Raw genomic sequence first — 14663 nt, 5'->3', positions numbered from 1 at the left:
CGCCCGGTTCCCCGGTGCCCGCCGGACCTCTTCTCCCTCGGTCCGGCGGGCGCTTCCGGAAAGCGCATTTGACTCTCGGTTTGACAAACAGTCATAGACTTGGATTAATAAATGTCGGAAGCCCTGGACGTCGCCCGCGAGTTCATCGCGGCGGCCAATCGGGGAGACGTGTCCGAGCTGCTCGCCGCCCTCGCCCCCGAGGCCAGGGTGGAGATGGCCGGCGCCGTCTACGAGGGCCGCGAGTCGGCGGTGCACCGTTTCTTCGTCCCCTGGGTGGTGGATGTGGCCGGGCGGTACCGGGAGACCGGGGCGCCCACCGAGGACCGTCCGGGCGAGGTGGCCGTCGGCTACCGGTTCGCGACACCCCGAGGCCTGCGTGAGGACCTTGTGTACACCTATCGGGTGAACATGGGTCATATCACCGAGATCGTCGGCCGGTTCGCCTGAGCCGCGCCGGCGCCGAACCTGAAGGAGCACCAGTGGAGAACCCGGTAGCGGTCGTCGGCGGAGCGGGTCGGATCGGCCGCCTGGTGGTGGCCGGGCTGCTCGAGCGCGGCGAGGAGGTGCGGGTGCTGAGCCGCCGTCCGCGCGGCGCCCAGGCCGGCGCCGAGCCCCACCAGGCGGACGTGCGGGACCGCCAGTCGCTGTCCCTCCCGCTGGCCGGCCTCTCGGCCGTGGTGATCAGCGTCGAGCCGGGCACCGCCAACAGCGGCCCGGACAGCCCCGAGGCCACCATGTACCGGGGCGTGCTCAACGTCCTGGACGCGGCCACCGCCGGCGGCGAGAAGCCGCACATCGTGCTGGTCAGCCAGATCTACGTGACCCGCAAGAACCACCCGATCAACCGGACCGGCCGGATGCTCGACATGCGCCTGGCCGGCGAGGACGCGATCCGCCGCTCCGGCCTGCCCTACACCGTGGTCCGGCCGAGCTGGCTGACCGGCGGCAGCGGCGGCACCGGCGTGCGCCTGGAGCAGGGCGACACCGGCGACGGCGAGATCACCCGTCAGGACGTCGCGGACGCCGTGGTGCAGTCGCTCTACAGCCCGGCCGCCCGCTCGCTGACCTTCGAGATGTACAACACGTCCGGCGGCGTCCGAGCCGACTGGGACGACCTGTTCAGCACGCTGACCCCCGATTCTCACTGAGTCCGGAGCAGTCCCCCTGATCCCGGATCCCGTCCGATAGGAGCCCGCCCGCAATGGACAGCAACCGCACCCACGAGGTCGTGGCCGGCTGGTTCGACGCCCTCAGCCGCGGCGACATGGAGACCGTCATAGGCACCCTGGCCGAGGACATCGACTTCGAGCTGCCGCAGGACCGCTACAACCAGGTCATCCCCTACCTGGGTCGGCACCTCGGCCGGGAGGCCGTCCAGGCGGCGTTCGGCGTCCGGGCCGAGACCACCGAGGTGCTCGACTACGGCGTCCGCGACCTGCGGGCCGAGGGCGACACCGCGTTCGCCGTGGTCTACACCCGGGCCGCGCAGACCCGCACCCGGCAGGAGTTCGAGATCGAGGACGCGCACCGCTTCGTCGTCGGCGACTCCGGCAAGATCACCCACTGGAAGGTCTACTTCGACCCCAACGGCGAGGTGGCGGCCTTCACCGCCGACCGCCAGGAGCGCCTGCTCGCCGCCGTGCACGCCGGCGACGCCGACACCGCCCGCACCCTGATCGAGGTCGAGGGCGCCGACGTCAACCACCGGGACGCCGACAGCGGCCTCACCCCGCTGCTGATCGCCGCCGGCCGCGGCGACGAGACCCTCGTCGCCCTGCTGCTGGAGGCCGGCGCCGACCCGTTCACCGCCGACTCCCGGGCCGGGGCCACCGCCCTCCACAAGGCCTGCCAGAGCGGCAGCGTCGCGGTCGCCCGCCTGCTGGTCGAGGCCGGTGCCTTCGTCGACGCGGTCGCGCCGACCACCGGCCACACCCCGCTGATGGACGCCCTCTGGTTCAAGTACCCGGACCTGGTCGGCTACCTGCTCGACCAGGGCGCCGGCCTGGAGGTGTACACCCACTACGGCTTCTCGCTGCGCCAGCACTTCGAGTACGAGCTCAACGTCAACACTCGGGGCAAGGACCTGCTGCTGCGCGCCGAGCAGCTGCTGGAGGACCGCCGCAAGAGCGACGCCGAGACGGTCGCCTCCCAGCAGCTGATGGCCGCCGTGGTCGCCGACGACGTCGAGCAGGTCCGCTCGCTGCTGGCGGCCGGCGCGGACGTCGAGGCCCGCTTCCCGCGGCTCAACGGCTTCAACGACGGCCACACCCCGCTGCACGTCGCCACCCGCGACGGCCACCAGGAGATCACCCGCCTGCTGCTCGCCGCCGGCGCGACCGTCAACGCGGTCGAGCCCTGCTTCGGCGCCGTCCCGCTGCACAAGGCCGTCTACAACGGCCACGCCGCGATCACCGCCGACCTGGTGGTGGCGGACGGCATCGACCTGGACTTCCAGGGCGCCACCAACGGCTACACCCCGCTGCACGACGCGCTGTGGCACGGCTGGGAGGACTGCGCCCGGATCCTGATCGACGCGGGCGCCCGCACCGACCTGACCGGTCACGACGGCAAGACCCCGTACGACCTGGCGGTCGAGGTGCTCGGCGCCGACCACGAGCTGGCCGTCCGGCTGGCCCCGGCGGCCTGACGCCCCCGAAGCACCCTGCGGGCCCCGGGGCCGCTCCCGGGGCCCGCAGGCGTGTCCCCCCACCACTGCCACCGACAGGGAGAGCACACCCGCCATGCGCTACGCAGTCATCGGAACCGGCATCGTCGGCCGGACCCTGGCGGCCAAGCTGGCCTCGCTCGGCCACCGGGTCGCCGTCGGCACCCGGGACGTCGAGCAGACCCTGGCCCGCACCGAGCCGGACGGCTACGGCAACCCGCCGTACGCCCTCTGGGCCGCCGAGCACCCCGAGATCGAGCTGACCGGCTTCGCCGAGGCCGCGGCCGGCGCCGACACGGTGGTCAACGCCTCGCTCGGCTCGGCCAGCATCGGCGCGCTGACCGCCGCCGGCGCGGCGAACCTGGCCGGCAAGGTGCTGATCGACGTCGCCAACCCGCTCGACTTCTCGAACGGGATGCCGCCGACCCTGGACCCGGTCAACACCGACAGCCTCGCCGAGTCCATCCAGCGGGCCTTCCCGGCCGCCCGGGTGGTCAAGACGCTCAACACCATGAACTGCTCGGTGATGGTCGAGCCCGGCCGGCTGGCCGGCCCGCACGAGGTCTTCCTGTGCGGCGACGACGAGGCCGCGAAGAAGGAGACCGCCGAGCTGCTGGCCGCCTTCGGCTGGCCCGCCGGGTCGGTCGTCGACCTCGGCGACCTGACCGCGGCCCGCGGCACCGAGCAGTTGCTGCCGCTCTGGATCCGGGTGTGGGGCGCGCTCGGCACCTGGGAGTTCAACTTCCACGTCCAGCGGGCCTGACCGGCCGGATCCCGCAGCGGACCGCATCCCGACAACCGCAGAAGACGACAGCCGCAGAAGACGACAACCGCCGAAGCCGAGAACAGCCGAACGCGAGGAGCCAGACCGATGACCGACCAGCTGACCCGCCGGGCCGCCCAGGCCGCGGCCGCCATGCTCAGCGTCGCCGTGCTCTGCACCGCCTGCGCGGCCACCACCGACTCCGGCGCCGACCGGCGGCCCGCCGCCGCCGAGATCAGCGCCACCGGCACCACCGACGCCGTGGTGGCCGCCGCCGAGGCGCTGCCCGCGAGCACCGGCACCCCCGGCGCGGGCGATCTCGGGGTGGCGCGCGGCTACACCGACGCCGCCAACCGCGGCGACGTCGCGGGCATCACCGCGGCGTTCGCCCCGAACGCCCACTTCGACCGGGCCGGTTCGCAGTTCACCGGCCGGGACGCGATCGTCAACACCTTCATCCGCCCCGACGTGGTGGACGACAAGGGCCACTACCGGGAGATCTCGGTCACCACCAAGGGCGACCGCACCGTGATCGAGTACGTCTTCACCGCCCGTGGCGGCGGGGTCACCGAGCACTTCACCTACGCCTACCTGATCAAGGACGGTGTGATCGTCGACGTGATCGGCCGCTACGTCTGAGCCGGGCCCGATCGGGCCCGAGCCGGGTGCGACGGGAACGGATTCCACGAGTCGGGCGTCGGATGGTGTGTCCGACGCCCGATTCGTTGGATGATGGCACCGGAGCAATCGGACCCCGGTGACCGTCCGGGCCGGCGGAAGGCATGACGTTGTACGAGGGCGTGGTTCAGGACCTGATCGACGAACTGGGCAGGCTGCCCGGCGTCGGGCCCAAGAGCGCGCAGCGGATCGCCTTCCACGTGCTGCAGTCCGACCCGGTGGACGTCCGCCGGCTGGCGCACGCGCTGCTGGAGGTCAAGGAGCGGGTCCGCTTCTGCGTGGTGTGCGGCAACGTCGCCGAGGCCGAGCAGTGCCGGGTCTGTCTGGACCCGCGCCGCGACCTGGCGGTGATCTGCGTGGTCGAGGAGCCCAAGGACGTGGTGGCCATCGAGCGCACCCGGGAGTTCCGCGGCCGCTACCACGTGCTGGGCGGCGCGATCAGCCCGATCGAGGGCGTCGGCCCGGACGACCTGCGGATCCGCGAGCTGATGACCCGGCTCGCCGACGGCACCGTCACCGAGCTGATCCTGGCCACCGACCCCAATCTGGAGGGGGAGGCCACCGCCACCTACCTGGCCCGGCTGTGCAAGCCGATGGGCCTCAAGGTCACCCGGCTGGCGAGCGGCCTGCCCGTCGGCGGGGACTTGGAGTACGCCGACGAGGTCACCCTCGGCCGGGCCTTCGAAGGGAGACGACTGCTCGATGTCTGAACGTAGCCACACCCTCACCCACAACGACGAGCCGGACGACTTCGCCGTCCAGATCGCCGACTCGGTGGAGAGCTTCGTGCTCGCCGTCACCGAGGTCGCCAAGGGCGACGAGCCGGGCAGCGCGATCTCGCTGCTGCTGCTCGAGGTCTCCCAGCTGCTGCTGGCCGGCGGCCGGCTCGGCGCGATCGAGGACGTCGTGCCGGAGGACCGCTTCGAGCCCGACGCGGGCCCCGAGCCGGACGGCGTGGAGCTGCGGGACCGGCTGGCCGAGCTGCTCGCCCCGATCGACGTCTACCACGAGGTCTTCGACCCGTACGGGCCGCCGGAGATGCCGAACGCCTTCCGGATCTCCGACGACCTCGCGGGGGTGGTCAGCGAGCTGCGGCACGGCCTGACCCACTACCGGGAGGGCCGGATCAGCGAGGCGCTCTGGTGGTGGCAGTTCTCGTACCTGTCCAACTGGGGCACGACCTGCTCGGCGGTGCTGCGGGCGCTGCAGTCGCTGGTCGCGCACGTCCGGCTGGACAGCCCGCTCGGCGCCGCGCCCGACGGTGCGGACACCGACAACGACGGGCTGAGCGACGAGGAGCTGGAGAAGCAGGCGGGCGACCTGATGGCCGCCGAACTCGGGATGTGACGGGGCTCCGACGGGCGCTGTGACGCAACCGTCAGAAATTTCCGGGCGCGCGAAATCCGGGGAGCAGACGGTCGGCTCTCCGGCAAATCTCCTGGGCGGCCGGGCCGGGTCCGCAGACCTGCCCGTCCGGGGTGCCCACGGGTCGATATCGCCGTCTCAGTATGCGGAATGCCCCGGTTCGGCGTGACCGCGTCGTTAGACTGACCGCGACCAGACCACCCCAAGTCGAGGAGCCCCCGTGGGCCTTGTCGTGCAGAAGTACGGCGGCTCATCCGTTGCGGATGCCGAGGGCATCAAGCGCGTCGCCCGTCGAATCGTGGACACCAGGAAGGCCGGCCATGAGGTCGTCGTCGTGGTCTCCGCGATGGGCGACACGACGGACGAGCTCATCGAACTCGCGGAGCAGGTGACCCCTATTCCGTCCGGCCGTGAGTTCGACATGCTGCTGACCGCCGGAGAGCGCATCTCCATGGCGCTGCTGGCCATGGCGATCAAAACGCTGGGCTTCGACGCCCAGTCCTTCACGGGCAGCCAGGCCGGTGTGATCACCGACTCGACGCACAACAAGGCGCGCATCATCGACGTGACGCCGGGCCGCATCCGCAACGCCCTCGACGAGGGCAACGTCGCGATCGTGGCCGGTTTCCAGGGCGTCTCCCAGGTCTCCAAGGACATCACCACGCTCGGCCGCGGCGGCTCCGACACCACCGCCGTCGCGCTGGCCGCGGCGCTCGGCGCCGAGGTCTGCGAGATCTACACCGACGTGGACGGCGTCTTCACCGCCGACCCGCGCGTGGTCAAGAAGGCTCGCAAGATCGACTGGATCGCGTTCGAGGACATGCTGGAGCTGGCCTCCTCCGGCTCCAAGGTGCTGCTGGACCGCTGTGTGGAGTACGCGCGGCGCTACAACATCCCGATTCACGTACGCTCGTCCTTCTCCGGTCTCCCGGGGACGATCGTCAGCAACGACAACCCGAACAAGCCCGAAGGGGGCGAGATGGAGCAGGCCATCATCTCCGGAGTCGCCCACGACACGTCCGAGGCCAAGATCACGGTCGTCGGCGTGCCGGACAAGCCGGGCGAGGCGGCCCGCATCTTCCGCGCCATCGCGGACGCCGAGGTCAACATCGACATGGTGGTGCAGAACGTCTCCGCCACCTCCACCGGCCTCACCGACATCACCTTCACCCTGCCGAAGACCGAGGGCCAGAAGGCCATCGACGCGCTCGGCCGGGTCAAGGAGGGCATCGGCTACGAGTCGCTGCGCTACGACGACGCGATCGGCAAGATCTCCCTGGTCGGCGCCGGCATGCGGTCCAACCCGGGTGTCACCGCGACCTTCTTCGAGGCGCTCTCCGAGGCCGGCGTCAACATCGAGCTGATCTCCACCTCGGAGATCCGCATCTCGGTGGTCACCCGCGCCGAGGACGTCCCGGAGGCCGTCCGCGCCGTGCACACCGCGTTCGGCCTGGACAGCGACACCGACGAGGCCGTCGTCTACGGGGGCACCGGCCGCTGACCGGCGGTCGCCGACCCCCGCCGTAGGCCGGGGATCGTAGCCGTTCCCCCGGCGGGCGGTGAGACAGTCTGTCAGAATCCCCTTCCGGAGCGTCCGAGCTCTGGAGGGGGATTCGCCTTTTGGTGAAGAATGCCCCCCAGGTCAGGGCAACCAGGACAGGGGATCGAGTGTCCAACAGGCGTGGCGAACATGATGGGGGCGGCGGTGGCGGTGGCCATCCCGCTCGGGGCGGCCCGACGGCCGGTCGATAGTCGGATGGGCCTTGCTGCGGCGGCAGCGGACGCGACCGGGGCCAGCGTCGATCAGCTCACCGAGACCTACCAGGCGCACTACCGTTCCCTGCTGCGACTGGCGGCCCTGCTCCTCGACGACCTCTCCTCCTGCGAGGACGTCGTCCAGGAAGCCTTCATCCGGGTGCACGCCGCCCGGCGACGGGTCCGTGACCCGGAGAAGACCCTGGCCTACCTGCGGCAGACCGTGGTCAACCTCTCCCGGTCCACGCTGCGGCGACGGATCCTCGGCCTGCGGCTGCTGCCCAAGCCCATGCCTGACATGGCCAGTGCAGAGGAAGGGGCCTACGATGCGCTGGAGCGCGATCAGCTGAGGACCGCGCTACGGGGGTTGCAACGCCGTCAGCGGGAGGTGCTCGTGCTGCGCTACTACGCGGATCTGACCGAGGCTCAGGTCGCCGAGGTGCTCGGCATCTCCATCGGCTCGGTGAAGGCGTACGGCTCGCGCGGACTCACGGCACTGCGCACGCTGATGGAGAGCGGCAGCGATGACTGACCGCTCCGCGGGCCCCGGCCCGGGCGGCCCGGGAGCATCGGGTGGTCCGGGTGGTCCGGGGCGCTCGGTCGGGCCCGGTTCGGGCGGATCCGGTTCCGGCGGGGGCGGGATGACGGAGCGTGAACTCCGCGCCCGGCTGCGCCTCGCCGTCGACGACCTCGAACCCGCCGCCGCCGCCCTGCCCCTGCTGCGGGTCGCCGTACCGCGCCGCCGCGCCCGCCGCCGCAACGCCTGGACCGGCGCCGCCGTGGTCACCCTCGCCGCTGCCGTCGCCCTGCCCGCCCTGCACGGCGTCGACCCGCTCTTCGACCTCTCCGGCGGTGCCACGGCCGGCGCCGCCGGCGCCCCCGGCAGCGCCCACCCCACCCACCCGCCGACCGGATCCGCCACCAGATCCGCCCCCGCCCAGCCACCCGCCGCCGCCGACCCCTCCACCGCCGCCGCCCCCACCGCCAGCGGCACCGCCGGCCCGAGCGGCACGCCGACCCCCGGCGCGACCGGCGCCGTCCCCGCCTGCCTCCCCGCCGCCCTCGGCAAGGCCGACGCCCGGATCGACCCCGCCGACGCCGCCGGCCGGGTCTACGGCTGGTTCCACGTCGCCAACACCTCCGCGCAGAGCTGCCGGATCGACCGGGTCGGCACCGTCGACGCCGTCGCCGCACCCGGCGCCGGCAGCGGCACCGTCCGGGTCCTCGCCCACGCGGCCGGCGACCCGGCCGACGGGCTGCCCGATCCGGCGGGCCTGCCGCGCGAGGTCGTGCTCGCGCCGGGCGCCGCGTACGTCGTCCGGTTCGGCTGGGTTCCCGGCCGGGCCTGCGACACCGCCACCGCCGCCCCCAGCACCGCCGGCCAGACCGTCGCCCAGGCCGACACCAGCGCGGCCGCCGTCGCCCCCGCGGGCAGCGCCGCCCCCGGGGCCAGCCCCGGCCCCTCCACCGACCCGACGGCCGCCCCCACCGCCACCACCGGGCCGGACAACGCCCTGACGCTCTCCTACGCCCTCGCCACCGGCACCCCCGCCCTCGCCACCGCCCAACTCAAGGGCGCCTGCGACGGCACCGTCTACCAGTCCACCCCCGAACCCGCCCCCACCCCCACCCCGGCCCCACCCACCCCCACCCCGAGCTGACCCCCGCCCCGACAGGGCCGCAGCCCGGAACGGCACCGCCTCCGGCGTGGCGCTCCGCGGGACAGGATCGCCTCCGGCGCGGCGCTACGCGGGAGAACAACCGCCTCCGGCGTGGCGCTCCGCGTGGCGGGACTGCCCTCCGGCGGGGCGCTCTGTGGGGCGGGATCGCCTTCGGCGGAGGCACGATCCGGACGGCACCGCCTTCGGCGCGGCGCTCTGCGGGACGGCACCGCCTCCGGCGGGGCGCTCCGCGGGACAGGGGGACACGGCCCGGGATCGCCTTCGGCGGGGTGCGCCGCCGGGCAGGGGCGGCACGGTCCGGGACGGGAATGCCTTCGGCGGGGCGGGTTGTGGGTGGTGGTGTCGTGCCCCGGTGGGTGGGGGTGGTGTTGGGGGTGGTTACCGTGGTGGTGTGTACCGGTTTCTCCTGACCCCGCGGTGGCTCGGCGGCACTGTTGTCGCGTTGGCGGCGATCGTGGTCTGCCTGCTGCTCGGTTCCTGGCAGCTGGGGCGGTTCGAGGACCGGGTCGACTCGCACCAGGACACGTCCAGGGCGGCGGCCTCCGCGTCGACCGCTGCGGCGCAGCCGCTGTCGCGGGTGCTGGAGGGTCCGGCCGCCAGGGTCGGCACGGACACGGTCGGGCGTCCGGTCACCGCGACCGGCCGGTTCGACGCCTCGCACCAGTTGCTGGTCCCCAACCGCACGGTCGACGGCCGCCAGGGCTTCTACGTGCTGACCCCGCTGACCACGTCCGACGGCCGGGCGGTCGCGGTGGTGCGGGGCTGGGCGCCGGGTGCCGCGGCGGGCGCGGCGGTGCCGGCCGTCCCGGACGGCGAGGTGACGGTGGTGGGCCGGCTGCAGGCGCCGGAGAACAGTGGCAGTGGCGGTGCGGTGGCGGGCGGTCTGCCGTCCGGCCAGCTGGGCACGATCAGCCCGGCGACGCTGGTGAACGTGATGCCGTACGCCGTGTACGACGGCTGGGTGGCGGCGGACGCGGCGCCGGCCGGTCTGACGGCGGTGCCGACGGTGCAGCCGCAGGGCGGGGACGGTCTGAGCCTGCGGGCGTTCCAGAACCTGGGCTACACCTTGGAGTGGTTCGTCTTCGCCGGGTTCGTGGTGTTCATGTGGTGGCGGCTGGTGCGCCGCGAGGCGGAGGCGGTCGAGGACCGCGAGCTGGGCCTGGAACCCGCCGCGTAGCGGTCGGGCCCCGCGGCCCGGCTACCGCGTGGGCGTCGCCGTCGGGAAGGTCCAGGAGGGCTTGGGCGAGGGCGCGTCGCAGTCGTCCCCGTCGCTGTCGCTGTGCGAATGGTGGTGGACGGTGGTCCGCGAGCTCTTGGAGCCGCGGCTGCCGGAGCTGCTCTTGCCGCCCTTGCTGCTCTTGGCGAGCAGTTGGGCGGAGGCGTCCGCCGGGATGAAGGCGTCGACGGAGGTGACGGGGCCGGCCGCGTCGCCGCAGCCGTCCTCGTTCTGGTCGGAGCAGCCGCTCGTGGTGAGCAGCAGGGCCGCCACCGCGAGGGTGGCGGCCGTGGTGCGGGCGTTCACCGCTTGACTCCCGTGGGGTTGCCGGGCGCCGGTGTGCGGTTGCCGCAGTTGTCGGAGCTGCCGGTCCGGGTGGTGCGGGAGGTGCTGCTGGAGCCGGATCCGGAGCTCTTGGACCCCTTGGAGGTGCGTGAGCCCTTGCTGCTGCCGCTACTGCTGCTGCTCTTCCCGCCGCCGCCGCCTCCGCCGTGGCCGCCGCCACCGCCCTTGGCGAGCAGCTGGGCGGAGACGGCCGAGGCGGCCGAGGCCGACGAGCAGTCGTCGCGGTCGGAGCACGCGGTGGTCCCGAAGATCAGGACCGCGGCCAGCGCGCTGGCCGACGCGACGCGTCCGATCACTGGCCGTCTCCCTCCCCGAGGTGCCGCCGGACGAAGTCGATCTCCAGGCGGAGCTGCTTGATCCGCTCGTCGACGACCAGCGAACCGTGTCCGGCATCGTAGCGGTAGACCTCGTGGGTCTTGCCGAGGGCCTCCAGCCGTTCGACGTAGTTCTCGATCTGCTGGATCGGGCAGCGGGGGTCGTTGACGCCCGCGCTGATGTACACCGGGGCGCCGACCTGCTCGACGTAGGTGAGCGGGGAGGAGGCGTGCCAGCGCTCGGGGACCTCCTCCGGGGTGCCGCCGAAGAGCGTGCGGTCCAGCGACTTGAGCGCCTCCATCTCGTCCGCGTACGCGGTGAGGTAGTCGGCGACCGGGACGGCGGCGAGGCCGAGCGTCCAGTGGTCGGGCTGGGTGCCGAGGCCGAGCAGGGTCAGGTAGCCGCCCCAGGAGCCGCCGGAGAGCACCAGCCGGGACGGGTCGGCGAGGCCGGACTCCACCGCCCAGGCTCGGACCGCGGCGATGTCCTCCAGCTCGATCAGGCCGACCCGCTCGCGCAGTGCGTCGGTCCACGCCTGCCCGTAGCCGGTGGAGCCCCGGTAGTTGACCCGGACGACGGCGAAGCCGTGGTCGAGCCAGGCGGCCGGGCCGGCCGCGAAGGAGTCGCTGTCGTGGTACGTCGGCCCGCCGTGGATCTCGAACACGGTCGGGTACGGGCCCTCGCCGGCCGGGCGCTGGACCAGGGCGTGCACCCGGCCGCCCGGTCCGTCGACCCAGACGTCCTCGACCGGCACCGAGCGCGGCGGGACCGGCCCGGGGGCGCGCAGCACCACCTCGCCGGAGGTGGAGCGGACGGCGGACGGCTCCGCCGCCGAGGACCACAGGAACTCGACCGTGCCGTCCGGCCGCGCGGTGGCGCCGGAGACGGTGCCGCGCGGGGTGTCCAGGCGGGTCAGCTCGCCGCCCGCCAGGTCGTACGAGAACAGCTCGCTGCGCGCCTCGTACTCGTGCTCGATCAGCAGCGCGCGGGCGTCCGGCCGCCACTGCGCGGACAGGTCGCCGGGGAACTCGCGGCCCTGCTCGTCGCGCAGCTTCAGCTCGGTCTCGGTGCCGGCGGCGACGTCCCAGATCATCGGCTCCCAGCGGCCGCGGCGCTGGTGCGCGACCAGCAGCCGGGGGTCGCCGTCGGCCGGGGCGAAGCCGAGGCAGGCCACGCCGCGGGCCTCCTGCTCCTGGCGGCCGGTCACCTCGTCCAGCTCGGCGACGGTCGAGCCGTCGGCGGTGCGCACCACCCGGATCGCGGAGTGCATGGCGTCGCCGTGCTCGGTGTGGTCGACGGCCAGCAGCGCGCCGTCCTGGGAGAGGTCGCCGACGCCGCCGTACTCGGCGTGGTGGTAGATCACCTCCGCCGCCTCGGCGCCGGGGCGCCGCAGGTGGAGGGTGGTGCCCTCGTCGTCGGTGGAGGTGCCGACCACCACGGTGCCGTCCCGGCCGAGGGCCAGCCCCGCGGAGTACGCGGCCGGCACGCCGGGGACGGCCTCCTCGTCGGCGCCGCCCGCGAACGGCTGTCGGCGCCAGACGCCGAACTCGTCGCCGTCGGTGTCGTCGAACCACCAGATCCACGCGCCGTCGGGGCTCAGCTCGGCGTCGGTGGTGCCGTTCGGACGGTCGGTGACCCGGCGGTGGGTGCCCGCCGTGCGGTCCCACGCGTACACCTCGTAGGTGCCGGTCGCGTTCGACACGTACAGCGCGCGGTCCGGGGCGTCGTCCGCCCACTCGGGCAGCGAAACCCGCGCTGCCCGGAACCGCTGCTCCCACGCCGGTACGGCGCTCGTCGTCTGCTCGCTCATGGCCACCATCCAACCCGATCCGGCGCGCCGACAGGCAGCGGACGGCGACAGGGGTTATCAACGAAAGCGGTACGAATATGGACAAATAGCAATGGAGTTCCGTTGTCCGACACCCTGCGCGCCCCGCACGCCCCGCTGCTGGACCTCGTCGACGGCTCCGGCCTCGCCGAGGAGATCGAGGCGTACCTGGCCACCCTCCCCGTCCCCGCCCGCCCCGCCGGCCCCTACATCAGCCCGCTCGGCTCCACCCTCCAGCCCTGGAACGCCGGCTACCCGCTGCCCCGCCGCACCCTCCTCGACCGGGTCGCCCGCCGCCCGGCCCGCCCCGCGGACGTCACCGTCGCCGGCCACCTCACCCTCACCTCCCGCTACCTCACCGCCCACGGCTGGCTCCAGGGCGCCATGTGGGACGCCGCCGGCCGGGTCTGCCTGCTCGGCGCCCAGGCCGCCGTCCTCGCCCACGGCTACGGCACCCCGTACACCGTCCGCCGCGCCCGCGCCCAGGTCATGGAGGTCCTCCACGCCACCGGCCGGCCCGTCGACTCCCCGGACACCTACAACGACCGCCCCACCACCACCCGGGCCGACGTCCACCAGCTCCTCGCGCACGCCGCCACCCGCGCCCTCCACCTCGGCATCTGACGGCCCGCCGACCCGACCCCCGGCCGCCCGCGGTCCCGGTGTCCGCCCCCGGACGACCGCCCCGGCCCGGACCCCCCGATCCTGCGCCCGGCCCGCGACCCTCTGCCCGGGCCGGGCGCAGCCCAACGATCCGGAGCCCCGCGCCGGCCGCGGCCCGTCACCCGCCGCCCGTCACCCGGGTGGGCGTAGCCCCCGCAACCCCGTCCCGCCGTGGGCGGCCGTTCCCTCGCGTCCCTGATCCGGGATATCCTCCCGAATGTGAGAGAACCGGAACCGTCCCCCGAGGACCTGCGACTCGCCGCCCGTCTCGCCGGGCTCCGCGCCGAGCACGGCTGGTCGCTCGACGACCTCGCCGCCCGCAGCGGCGTCAGCCGCTCCACCCTCTCCCGCCTCGAACGCGCCGAGATCAGCCCCACCGCCGCCCAGCTCGGCCGCCTCTGTTCCGCGTACGGCCGCACCATGTCCCGCCTGCTCGCCGAGGTCGAGGCCGAGCCCCCGCAACTGCTCCGCGTCGCCGACCAGCCGGTCTGGCAGGACACCGCGTCCGGCTTCGTCCGCCGCTCCGTCTCCCCGCCGCACGCCGGCCTGCGCGGCGAGCTGATCGAGGGCACGCTGCGCCCCGCCGCCGCCATCGACTACGACGCCCCGCCCGTCCCCGGGCTCGAACAGCACCTGTGGGTCCTGGACGGCGCGCTCGAGATCACCGTCCGCGGCGAGACGCACCTCCTCGCCGCCGGCGACTGCCTGCGCTTCCGGCTCTGGGGGCCGTCCCGCTTCCACTGCCCCGGCCCGGACCCCGTCCGCTACGTCATCGCCGTGGTCCTGCCGTGAACACCGCCACCGACCGTGCGAACACCGCCACCGACCGGGGGACACCCGCCGTGACCGAGATCGTCCGCCTCACCGCCACCGACCTGACGGCCTGCCGGGACGGGCTCGGCGAGCTGCTCCTCGACGCCGTCGCCGACGGTGCGTCGATCGGATTCCTCGCCGCCCTCGACCACGCCGGCGCGGCCGCCTGGTGGCTCCGGTACGAGACCGCGCTGGCCGCCGGGAGCCGCCTGACCTGGGTCGCCCGCGAGCCCGGCGGCCGGATCCTCGGCACCGTCAGCCTGGTCCTCGGCGACAAGGACAACGGCCGCCACCGCGCCGAGGTGGTGAAGCTGATGGTCCACCGCGACGCCCGCGGCCGGGGCCTCGCCCGCCGACTCCTCGACACCGCCGAACACGCCGCGGCCGCCGCCTCCGCCACCCTCCTGCTGCTCGACACCCGCACCGACAGCGCCGCCGAGCGGCTCTACCACTCGGCCGGCTGGACCCGGTACGGCCTCGTCCCCGGCTACGCCGCCGACCCGGACGGCACCCTGGCGTCCTGCAGCTTCTTCTACAAGTCCGTCGGCTGACTGTCCCAGGTCGCCGGGATGATC

The 14663-nt window shown here is 73.8% G+C and carries 17 protein-coding genes; 14 read left to right on the top strand and 3 right to left on the bottom strand.

What is annotated here, in order from left to right:
- The first annotated feature begins 111 nt into the window (after positions 1-111).
- The 11 genes from ACGFX4_RS27250 to ACGFX4_RS27200 all read left to right on the top strand — a co-directional run bounded on the left by ACGFX4_RS27250 (position 112) and on the right by ACGFX4_RS27200 (position 10085).
- The gene (locus ACGFX4_RS27250; protein ID WP_393079508.1) at positions 112-447 is read left to right on the top strand and encodes a nuclear transport factor 2 family protein; all 336 of its coding nucleotides are present in this window, start codon (positions 112-114) and stop codon (positions 445-447) included.
- A 32-nt stretch (positions 448-479) separates the two neighbouring features.
- Entirely contained in the window at positions 480-1148 is a 669-nt protein-coding gene (locus ACGFX4_RS27245; protein WP_393079505.1) for an SDR family oxidoreductase, read from the top strand.
- 53 nt (positions 1149-1201) lie between these two features.
- The gene (locus tag ACGFX4_RS27240) at positions 1202-2647 is read left to right on the top strand and encodes an ankyrin repeat domain-containing protein (protein ID WP_393079502.1); all 1446 of its coding nucleotides are present in this window, start codon (positions 1202-1204) and stop codon (positions 2645-2647) included.
- A 94-nt stretch (positions 2648-2741) separates the two neighbouring features.
- Positions 2742-3428 carry an NADPH-dependent F420 reductase gene (locus ACGFX4_RS27235; protein WP_393079499.1) on the top strand — a complete coding sequence of 229 codons (687 nt, stop codon included), beginning with the start codon at positions 2742-2744 and terminating at the stop codon, positions 3426-3428.
- 108 nt (positions 3429-3536) lie between these two features.
- Positions 3537-4067 carry a nuclear transport factor 2 family protein gene (locus tag ACGFX4_RS27230; protein ID WP_345697944.1) on the top strand — a complete coding sequence of 177 codons (531 nt, stop codon included), beginning with the start codon at positions 3537-3539 and terminating at the stop codon, positions 4065-4067.
- Between the two features lie 149 nt (positions 4068-4216).
- Positions 4217-4816, top strand: coding sequence for a recombination mediator RecR (gene recR, locus ACGFX4_RS27225; RefSeq protein WP_393079673.1), 600 nt, complete (start codon positions 4217-4219; stop codon positions 4814-4816).
- Entirely contained in the window at positions 4809-5453 is a 645-nt protein-coding gene (locus ACGFX4_RS27220) for a DUF5063 domain-containing protein (RefSeq protein ID WP_393079496.1), read from the top strand. Before recR ends, ACGFX4_RS27220 begins: the two co-directional genes overlap by 8 nt.
- A gap of 238 nt (positions 5454-5691) precedes the next feature.
- Positions 5692-6972, top strand: a complete 1281-nt coding sequence (locus ACGFX4_RS27215) for an aspartate kinase (protein WP_345697942.1) — start codon at positions 5692-5694, stop codon at positions 6970-6972.
- A 255-nt stretch (positions 6973-7227) separates the two neighbouring features.
- Positions 7228-7758, top strand: a complete 531-nt coding sequence (locus ACGFX4_RS27210) for a SigE family RNA polymerase sigma factor (RefSeq protein WP_345701892.1) — start codon at positions 7228-7230, stop codon at positions 7756-7758.
- 109 nt (positions 7759-7867) lie between these two features.
- Positions 7868-8887, top strand: a complete 1020-nt coding sequence (locus ACGFX4_RS27205) for a hypothetical protein (RefSeq protein WP_393079493.1) — start codon at positions 7868-7870, stop codon at positions 8885-8887.
- A gap of 412 nt (positions 8888-9299) precedes the next feature.
- Positions 9300-10085: an SURF1 family protein gene (locus tag ACGFX4_RS27200; RefSeq protein ID WP_393079490.1), complete on the top strand. Its 786-nt coding sequence runs from the start codon at positions 9300-9302 to the stop codon at positions 10083-10085.
- A 21-nt stretch (positions 10086-10106) separates the two neighbouring features.
- On the opposite strand, the gene ACGFX4_RS27195 is transcribed toward ACGFX4_RS27200, so the two are convergent.
- From ACGFX4_RS27195 to ACGFX4_RS27185, 3 genes are read right to left on the bottom strand one after another with little or no spacing between them, the layout of a single operon-like run.
- Positions 10107-10430: a hypothetical protein gene (locus ACGFX4_RS27195; RefSeq protein ID WP_393079487.1), complete on the bottom strand. Its 324-nt coding sequence runs from the start codon at positions 10428-10430 to the stop codon at positions 10107-10109.
- A complete protein-coding gene (locus ACGFX4_RS27190; RefSeq protein ID WP_393079485.1) occupies positions 10427-10765 on the bottom strand; it encodes a hypothetical protein in 339 nt (112 codons plus the stop codon). Before ACGFX4_RS27190 ends, ACGFX4_RS27195 begins: the two co-directional genes overlap by 4 nt.
- Entirely contained in the window at positions 10762-12594 is a 1833-nt protein-coding gene (locus ACGFX4_RS27185; RefSeq protein WP_393079482.1) for a prolyl oligopeptidase family serine peptidase, read from the bottom strand. The genes ACGFX4_RS27190 and ACGFX4_RS27185 overlap by 4 nt, the downstream gene beginning before the upstream one ends.
- 102 nt (positions 12595-12696) lie before the next feature.
- Here ACGFX4_RS27185 and ACGFX4_RS27180 point away from each other — a divergent pair, with 102 nt between their 5' ends.
- The 3 genes from ACGFX4_RS27180 (at position 12697) to ACGFX4_RS27170 (ending at position 14639) form a co-directional block, all read left to right on the top strand.
- Positions 12697-13236: a hypothetical protein gene (locus ACGFX4_RS27180; RefSeq protein ID WP_393079479.1), complete on the top strand. Its 540-nt coding sequence runs from the start codon at positions 12697-12699 to the stop codon at positions 13234-13236.
- Between the two features lie 258 nt (positions 13237-13494).
- A complete protein-coding gene (locus ACGFX4_RS27175; protein WP_393079476.1) occupies positions 13495-14067 on the top strand; it encodes a helix-turn-helix domain-containing protein in 573 nt (190 codons plus the stop codon).
- A 50-nt stretch (positions 14068-14117) separates the two neighbouring features.
- On the top strand, positions 14118-14639 hold the full coding sequence (locus ACGFX4_RS27170) for a GNAT family N-acetyltransferase (RefSeq protein WP_393079671.1): 522 nt from the start codon (positions 14118-14120) through the stop codon (positions 14637-14639).
- The last annotated feature ends 24 nt before the right edge of the window (positions 14640-14663 follow it).

This window comes from Kitasatospora sp. NPDC048365 (genome assembly GCF_043200835.1).
Classification (GTDB): Bacteria; Actinomycetota; Actinomycetes; order Streptomycetales; family Streptomycetaceae; genus Kitasatospora; species Kitasatospora terrestris.
The sequence above is the reverse complement of the archived record's forward strand: the minus strand, read 5'-3'. Positions and strand labels throughout refer to the sequence as shown.

Coding starts and splice junctions, on each gene's coding strand:
- ACGFX4_RS27250 (WP_393079508.1), top strand. CDS start 112: ATGTCGGAAGCCCTGGACGTCGCCCGCGAGTTCATCGCGGCGGCCAAT.
- ACGFX4_RS27240 (WP_393079502.1), top strand. CDS start 1,202: ATGGACAGCAACCGCACCCACGAGGTCGTGGCCGGCTGGTTCGACGCC.
- ACGFX4_RS27235 (WP_393079499.1), top strand. CDS start 2,742: ATGCGCTACGCAGTCATCGGAACCGGCATCGTCGGCCGGACCCTGGCG.
- ACGFX4_RS27230 (WP_345697944.1), top strand. CDS start 3,537: ATGACCGACCAGCTGACCCGCCGGGCCGCCCAGGCCGCGGCCGCCATG.
- ACGFX4_RS27220 (WP_393079496.1), top strand. CDS start 4,809: ATGTCTGAACGTAGCCACACCCTCACCCACAACGACGAGCCGGACGAC.
- ACGFX4_RS27210 (WP_345701892.1), top strand. CDS start 7,228: ATGGGCCTTGCTGCGGCGGCAGCGGACGCGACCGGGGCCAGCGTCGAT.
- ACGFX4_RS27205 (WP_393079493.1), top strand. CDS start 7,868: ATGACGGAGCGTGAACTCCGCGCCCGGCTGCGCCTCGCCGTCGACGAC.
- ACGFX4_RS27185 (WP_393079482.1), bottom strand. CDS start 12,594: ATGAGCGAGCAGACGACGAGCGCCGTACCGGCGTGGGAGCAGCGGTTC.